At 71.2% G+C, this 7,580-nt stretch carries 5 protein-coding genes; 4 read left to right on the forward strand and 1 reads right to left on the reverse strand.

Annotated features, from left to right (window positions below):
* Window positions 1–3 precede the first annotated feature (3 nt).
* Window positions 4–2,775: a penicillin acylase family protein gene (locus KUM32_RS26175; RefSeq protein WP_217144417.1), complete on the reverse strand. Its 2,772-nt coding sequence runs from the start codon at window positions 2,773–2,775 to the stop codon at window positions 4–6.
* Between the two features lie 299 nt (window positions 2,776–3,074).
* Here KUM32_RS26175 and KUM32_RS26180 point away from each other — a divergent pair, with 299 nt between their 5' ends.
* The 4 genes from KUM32_RS26180 to KUM32_RS26195 all read left to right on the forward strand — a co-directional run bounded on the left by KUM32_RS26180 (window position 3,075) and on the right by KUM32_RS26195 (window position 7,485).
* Complete coding sequence (locus KUM32_RS26180; RefSeq protein ID WP_217144424.1) at window positions 3,075–4,583, forward strand: potassium/proton antiporter; 1,509 nt, start codon at window positions 3,075–3,077, stop codon at window positions 4,581–4,583.
* Window positions 4,584–4,848: 265 nt separating this feature from the next.
* Window positions 4,849–6,156 carry an MFS transporter gene (locus tag KUM32_RS26185; RefSeq protein WP_217144425.1) on the forward strand — a complete coding sequence of 436 codons (1,308 nt, stop codon included), beginning with the start codon at window positions 4,849–4,851 and terminating at the stop codon, window positions 6,154–6,156.
* A gap of 67 nt (window positions 6,157–6,223) precedes the next feature.
* Window positions 6,224–6,559 carry an FmdB family zinc ribbon protein gene (locus KUM32_RS26190; RefSeq protein WP_217144418.1) on the forward strand — a complete coding sequence of 112 codons (336 nt, stop codon included), beginning with the start codon at window positions 6,224–6,226 and terminating at the stop codon, window positions 6,557–6,559.
* An 83-nt stretch (window positions 6,560–6,642) separates the two neighbouring features.
* The gene (locus tag KUM32_RS26195) at window positions 6,643–7,485 is read left to right on the forward strand and encodes an S-methyl-5'-thioadenosine phosphorylase (protein WP_217144419.1); all 843 of its coding nucleotides are present in this window, start codon (window positions 6,643–6,645) and stop codon (window positions 7,483–7,485) included.
* The last annotated feature ends 95 nt before the right edge of the window (window positions 7,486–7,580 follow it).

Below are 7,580 nucleotides of genomic sequence, written 5' to 3' on the forward strand. Positions count from 1 at the left end.
TGCTCATGGCTTGAGCACCAGCGTGTCGCTCGTGCTGTCGTCGACCGCCTTCTTCGAGAAGGCCCACGGCAGCAGCTCTCCGTCGGCCCACTTGTCCGTCTGGTCGGTGTAGTGGGCGCTGTAGGCGTGACCGGAGGCACCGGTGAGGTTGATCCACCGCGACTTGTCGAGGTCGCCGAGGTTGACCACCATCCGCATGGACGGCACCCACACCACCCCGTAGCCGCCGGCCGCGTTCCAGCCGGAGGCGTTGACCGCGGCCTCGCCGCCGCTGAGCTTCCACGGGCCCCGGTTGAGGGCGTACTTCAGGAAGCCGGGGCCCTCGGTGCCGAGGGTCTGGTTCTTCAGGAACAGGCGGTGCAGCCGGCCCCAGTTCCAGCTGTCGATGTCCTTGCCGAGCTTGGCGGTCAGCTCCCAGCGGGCGTCGGTCATGGCGCGCTTGAACAGGTCGTCGCGGTTGTCGGCGCCCTTGCGGGTGCCGGCCCCGGGCGTCGTCCACCAGTCGCTCTTCGGCTTGTCCATCAGGGTGCGGACGACCTCGAACCAGCGGTCGCCGCCGTCCGGCTGGGCCTGGTCGGCGTCGCGCTGGCCGCACTCGCGGACCTTGTTGGTCTCGTCCGCGGGACCGGTGGTGTTGACCGGGTCGACCCACAGGCACTGTCCCTCGACCCGCAGCTCCTTGGGCAGCTTGTTGCCGAAGGCGAGCTTGAGGATGTTGCGCCAGACGGCGTTGAAGTAGGCGGCGGCGGCCGAGTCGGCGTCCTGGGTGTAGTCCCAGCCCTCCAGCAGCTTCTGCGCCTCGCGGACGTCCTTGTCGGCCACGTCGATCTTCAGCAGCTGGGGCACGAGCAGCTTGGCCATCTCGCTGCTGTTGTCCAGCTGCATCTGGCGCATGTCGTCCGTGGAGATCTTGCCGCCGTCCTTGATCTTCTGCTCGATCAGGGAGGTGATCCGCTGGCTGCGGGTGCCGTAGCCCCAGTCCGTGGTCAGCGTGTACGGGTACGTGTCCTCATCGACGACGGCCTGGTTGGCGGTCACGATGTAGCCGCGCTCCGGGTCGTACTCGTACGGCAGCTCGTCCGGGTCGATGTACTCGCCGGACCAGCGGTACTTGGAGCTCCAGCCCGGCGCCGGGACCGAGCCGTCGTGGCCCTCGGCGCGCACCGGGATCCGGCCGGGCAGCGTGTAGCCGATGTGCTCGGCGTCGGCGTAGACCAGGTTCTGCGAGGGCACGTCGAACAGGGCGGCGGCCTCACGGAAGTCGTCCCAGTTCTTCGCCCGGTCCATCGCGAAGACGGCGTCCATGGTGGTGCCCGCCTCCAGGGCGGTCCAGCGCAGCGCCACGCCGTAGCCGTCTCCGCGGTCGGGGGCGGCGGTGTCGACGGTGGCCTTCTTGCCGACCTTCACGAGCTCGTCGTCGCGGTCGGAGAGGAGGGGGCCGTTGTTGGTCTCCCGGACGACGATCTTCTTGGACTTGCCGCCGGCGACCTTGATGGTCTCCTCGCGCGTCTCGAAGGGGACCACCTTGCCGTCGTACTGGTAGCCCGCGCCGGTGATCTTCTCCAGGTAGAGGTCGGTGACGTCGGCGCCGGAGTTGGTCAGGCCCCAGGCGATGTCCTGGTTGTGGCCGATTATCACGCCGGGCATGCCCGCGAAGGTGTAGCCGGCGACGTCGTACCGGCACTTGTCGGAGACGGAGCGGCAGTGCAGGCCCATCTGGTACCAGACGGACGGCAGCGACGGCGACAGGTGCGGGTCGTTGGCCAGCAGCGGCTTGCCGGTGATGGTGTGCTTGCCGGAGACGACCCAGGAGTTCGAGCCGATGCCGTTGCCGTTGACGCCGACGGCGGTGGGCAGGTCGTCCAGGACGTTCTGGAGACCCGCCAGTTGGCTCTGCAGCGCGCTGCCGGAGCCAGTGCCGGTGCCGGAGCCAGTGCCGGTGCCCCCGCCCGTGCCGGACCCGGAGTCGGACCCGGAGTCGCCGGCGCCGCCGTCGAACGTCTCGTCGAGCTCGTCGTACTGGCCCTCCTGGACGATCGCCTTGTTCCGGTCGTACGGGTACGCCGGGTACAGGTCGGCGATCTGCTTGGGGCCGAGGCGGCTGGTCATCAGGGCGCGGTCGATCTCGTCCTGCATGTTGCCGCGCAGGTCCCAGGCCATCGCCTTCAGCCAGGCCACCGAGTCGACCGGGGTCCATTCCTGGGGCTTGTAGTCGTTGGTGAAGCCGAGGGCGGCGTACTCCAGGGAGATGTCCGCGCCGTCCTTGCCCCGCAGGTAGGCGTTGACCCCCTTGGAGTAGGCCTGGAGGTACTTCTTCGCGGAGTCCGACAGCTTCTCGTCGTACTCCTTCTTCGCCACGCGGTGCCAGCCCAGGGTGCGCAGGAACTCGTCGTTGTCGACCTGGCTCTTGCCGAACATCTCCGACAGGCGCCCGGCGGTCATGTGGCGGCGCACGTCCATCTCGTAGAACCGGTCCTGCGCCTGGACGTAGCCCTGCGCCATGAACAGGTCCTCCTCGGAGGACGCGTAGACCTGCGGGATGCCGTAGCCGTCGCGCTTGACGTCGACCGGACCCGACAGGCCCTCCAGCGTGATCGAGCCCTTGGTCTGCGGGAAGGAGGCGCGGACGGTGCTGATGGACCAGTACGCCCCGTAGACGAGGCCGCCGATGACGGCCAGGACCAGCACGAGGACGAGCAGGCGCGCTTTGCGCCCCTTCTTCCTGCCGGACTTGCCGGGCTGCTGACCCGAAGAGGCGGTGTTGGTGGGGGGCATCGCTGTCCTTGCTGTCCTAACACGAGCGGCAGGGGCGGGCTGTGCTTTGTACTGAACGCTGGAGCAACTGTAGGCGCAGGGCTCATGCCCCCTTGACGCGGAGTCGGGGTACGGGCGCGCACGAGCGTTCGATCTTGCCAGGATGAGCGTCAAGAAAGCGTCAAGAGTTAGGTAAGGTAACGAAGTAGTTGTCCGCGGAGGCCCGCGGCTTCGTGTGCCCTGGAGGTGCGCCGTCGCGCGCCGTACGGCGCACTCGTCCGCGCTGTGTCCGTACTGGCACCAGGGAAGGGAACCGGCCGCTGACTGTCCACCACCTCAACCAGCTCCTGCTCGTCTGCGCGCTCGTCCTGCTCATCGCCGTGGCGGCGGTCCGGGTCTCCTCGCGCACCGGGCTCCCCAGTCTGCTCATCTACCTGGCCATCGGCATCGCCATGGGCCAGGACGGCATCGGTGACATCCATTTCGACGACGCCGAACTGGTCCAGGTCATCGGCTACGCGGCCCTGGTCGTGATCCTGGCCGAGGGCGGACTCGGCACGAAGTGGAAGGAGGTCAGGCCGGCTCTTCCGGCCGCCTCCGCACTGGCGCTGGCCGGCGTCGCGGTGAGCGTCGGCGTGACCGCGGCCGGCGCGCACTACCTGACCGGGCTGGAATGGCGGCAGGCGCTGATCGTCGGAGCGGTGGTGTCCTCCACGGACGCGGCGGCCGTCTTCTCGGTGCTGCGCAGGATCCCCCTGCCCACCCGCATAACGGGCACGCTCGAGGCCGAGTCGGGCTTCAACGACGCCCCCGTGGTCATCCTCGTGGTCGCCTTCTCCACGGCCGGCCCGATCGAGCACTGGTACGTCCTGCTGGGCGAGATCGCCCTGGAACTGGCCATCGGCGCCGCCATCGGACTGGTGGTGGGCTGGCTGGGGTCGTGGGGACTGAGGCACGTGGCACTGCCCGCCTCCGGCCTCTACCCCATCGCCGTCATGGCCATCGCCGTCGCGGCCTACGCGGCCGGCGCCATGGCCCACGGCAGCGGTTTCCTGGCCGTCTACCTCGCCGCGATGGTCATGGGCAACTCCCGGCTGCCGCACTGGCCCGCCACCCGCGGCTTCGCCGACGGGCTCGGCTGGCTCGCCCAGATCGGCATGTTCGTGCTGCTCGGCCTGCTGGTCACACCGCACGAACTGGGCGACGACATCCTGCCCGCGCTGGTCATCGGGCTGGTGCTCACCATGGTGGCGCGCCCGCTGAGCGTCGTGCTGTGCCTGGCGCCCTTCCGGACGCCGTGGCAGGAGCAGGCCCTGATGTCCTGGGCCGGACTGCGCGGCGCCGTGCCCATCATCCTGGCGACGATCCCCATGGTGGAGGGTGTCGCGGGCAGCCGGCGGATCTTCAACGTCGTCTTCGTCCTGGTCGTCGTCTACACCCTGGTCCAGGGACCGACGCTGCCCTGGCTCGCCCGCAAGCTGGGCCTGGGCAAGGGCGACGAGGCCGCCGACCTCGGCATCGAGTCGGCGCCCCTGGAGCGGCTGCGCGGACACCTGCTGTCGGTCACGGTCCCCGAGGGCTCGCGGATGCACGGCGTCGAGATCAGCGAGCTGCGGCTGCCGGCCGGGGCCGCCGTCACGCTGATCGTCCGCGACGGGACGTCGTTCGTGCCGCTGCCGACGACGGGGCTGCGACGCGGGGACGAACTCCTCGTGGTCGCCACCGACCCGGTCCGGGACGCCGCCGAGGCCCGGCTGCGCGCCGTCGGACGCGGCGGCAAGCTGGCCGGCTGGCTGGGCACCACCGACGCCGGCGGCAATCACAGGTGAACGCGGGTGGGGTGCTCCCTTTCACAGGTAGCGCCCCACTTGATCCCTGTACGATGAAGGCGGCACCTGATCGAACCAACTCTGCCTGACGCAGAGCTGGCGGCACCGTATGGCGGCCGGAGAGCCTGCTTCCGCACCGGGCTCCGGTATCTACCGCAGTCCGCGCAAGAGGACAGCTCTCGGCGCTCCCGCACGGCGACAGCCATGAGGCGGACCGCGCCACCAGGCGGCAGAAAGGCACGGGCCCGTGGCATCCACGGACTCCCTGTCGAAGAAGTCGAAGAAGTCGCCGGAGGACGCGCGGGGCACCGCCCCCACCTCCGCCCGCCCGGGATACGGGCAGCTGCTGCGCACCCGCGGCGCCTGGACGTTCCTGCTCCCCGGCTTCGCGGCACGCCAGCCGTTCGCGATGCTGACGATCTCCATCGTGCTGCTCGTGCAGCACACCACCGGCTCCTACGGCGTCGCGGGCGCCGCGGCGGCCGTCACCGGCGTCTCCATGGCCCTGTTCGCCCCCTACAGCGGCCGGCTCGCCGACCGCTACGGGCAGCGCGCCGTCCTGCTCCCCGGCGTACTCGTCCACGCGGCGTCCGGCCTGACCCTGACCGCCCTCGCGCTCGCGGACGCCCCCCTGTGGGCGCTGTTCGCGGCGGCCGTTCCCACCGGGGCCTCGGTCCCGCAGGTCGGTCCCATGGTGCGGGCGCGCTGGGCCGTGAAGCTCAAGGGCTCCCCCCTGATGTCCACGGCGGCCGCCTTCGAGTCCGTCACCGACGAGCTGACCTTCGTCCTCGGCCCGCTGGTGGCGACCGCCCTGTGCACGGGCGTCGACCCGGCCGCGGGCCTGCTCACGGAGGCCGCGCTCACCCTGGTGGGCGGCCTGCTCTTCGCCGCCCGGAAGAGCACCCAGCCGGTGGTCGGCGCCGCCGACGGCGGCCACGCGCGCGTGGAGCACGTGTCGGCGCTGCGCGTCCCCGGGGTGCGCGTCCTGATCGTCGCCTTCCTGGGCATCGGCTCCGTCTTCGGCGGCATGCAGGTCTCGCTGGCCTCGTTCACCCAGTCGATCGGCGAGCCCGGCCTGAACGGCGTCCTGTACGGCGTCTTCGCCGCGGGCAACATGCTCTCCGGCCTCGCCTGCGGCGCCATCGCCTGGAAGGTCGCCCCGCAGCGGCGCCTCCTCGTCGGCTACACCGCCCTGGCGCTGACCGCGTCCGGCCTGTGGGCCGCGCACTCGGTGCTCGTGCTGGCCGGCCTCGGCCTGCTCGTCGGCGTGTGCATCGCGCCCGCCCTCGTCACCGGTTACACCCTGGTCGAGACCCTGGTACCGGCGGGCGCCCGTACCGAGGCCTTCACCTGGCTCACCGGCGCGGTGGCGCTCGGCCAGGCGGCCGCCGTGACCGTCTCCGGACAGCTGGAGGACCGGCTCTGGGACGGCGCCGGGTTCCTGGCGCCGATGGGCGGCACGGTGCTCGCGCTGGCGACCCTGGTGGCGCTGCGGTCGCGGCTGGCGGCACAGGCCCACGGACGGACGGTCGCGCGTGGCGTCGGTCACCGCTCGCCCGCCGCAGTGGACTGATGCCGAGGAATACGTCAGTATGGATCGTCGTTAGCACTCATCGAGTGAGAGTGCCAGGAGGAAGACAGTGCCGACGTACCAGTACCAGTGCACCGAGTGCGGCGAAGGCCTCGAGGCGGTGCAGAAGTTCACCGACGACGCCCTCACCGAGTGCCCGAACTGCCAGGGGCGCCTGAAGAAGGTGTTCTCCGCGGTCGGCATCGTCTTCAAGGGATCCGGCTTCTACCGCAACGACAGCCGCGGCAGCTCGTCCAGCAGCTCCCCGGCGTCGTCCGCGAAGTCCGCGTCGTCCTCCGCGGAGTCCGCTTCCTCGTCGTCCTCGTCGTCCTCTTCGTCTTCGGGCTCGGGTTCGTCCTCGGGCTCCGGCTCGTCGTCGAGCTCCGCCGGCAGCACCGCCGCGTAAGCCCCCTCAGGACTTCTTACGGGACCCCGTCGTCACCCGACGACGGGGTCCTCGGCGTTTCCCGGGGCGGCTAGGGTGCGGGCATGGCGAACAAGGTGAACGCCGAGATCGGCGTGATCGGCGGCTCCGGTTTCTACTCGTTCCTCGACGACGTGACCGAGGTGCGGGTCGACACCCCGTACGGGCCGCCCAGCGACTCCCTCTTCCTCGGCGAGGTCTCCGGCCGGCGGGTCGCCTTCCTCCCCCGGCACGGTCGCGGCCACCATCTGCCGCCGCACCGGATCAACTACCGGGCCAACCTGTGGGCGCTGCGCTCGGCCGGTGTGCGCCAGGTCCTCGGCCCGTGCGCGGTCGGCGGGCTGCGCCCCGAGTACGGGCCGGGCACACTGCTGGTGCCGGACCAGTTCGTCGACCGCACGAAGTCCCGGCCGTCGACGTACTTCGACGGGCTGCCGACGCCCGACGGCACGGTGCCCAACGTGGTGCACGTGTCGCTGGCCGACCCGTACTGCCCCGCCGGACGGGCCGCCGCGCTGAAGGCGGCGCGGGGGCGGGACTGGGAGCCGGTGGACGGCGGCACCCTGGTCGTGGTCGAGGGGCCGCGCTTCGGGACCCGTGCGGAGTCGTCGTGGCACCGGGCGCAGGGCTGGTCCGTGGTGGGCATGACCGGTCACCCGGAGGCGGCGCTCGCCCGTGAACTGGAGCTCTGCTACACCTCGCTGACCCTCGTCACCGACCTCGACGCCGGCGCGGAGAGCGGCGAGGGCGTCTCGCACGAGGAGGTGCTGCGGGTGTTCGCGGCGAACGTGGACCGGCTGCGGGGCGTCCTGTTCGACGCGGTGGCCGCCCTGCCGGCGACCGCGGACCGGGACTGCGGGTGCGGGAAGGCACTGGGCGGGATGGACCCGGGGATCACTCTGCCGTAGTGGGGGCGGGCGACGGGGCGGCTGTCGGGCGGGGGGCGCGGGACCGGGCGGAGGGCGCGGGATCGGGCGGGGTGTGGTGTCGGGCGGGGGCGCGG

It is taken from the genome of Streptomyces sp. AC627_RSS907 (genome assembly GCF_019049165.1).

Coding starts and splice junctions, on each gene's coding strand:
- KUM32_RS26175 (WP_217144417.1), bottom strand. CDS start 2,775: ATGCCCCCCACCAACACCGCCTCTTCGGGTCAGCAGCCCGGCAAGTCC.
- KUM32_RS26195 (WP_217144419.1), top strand. CDS start 6,643: ATGGCGAACAAGGTGAACGCCGAGATCGGCGTGATCGGCGGCTCCGGT.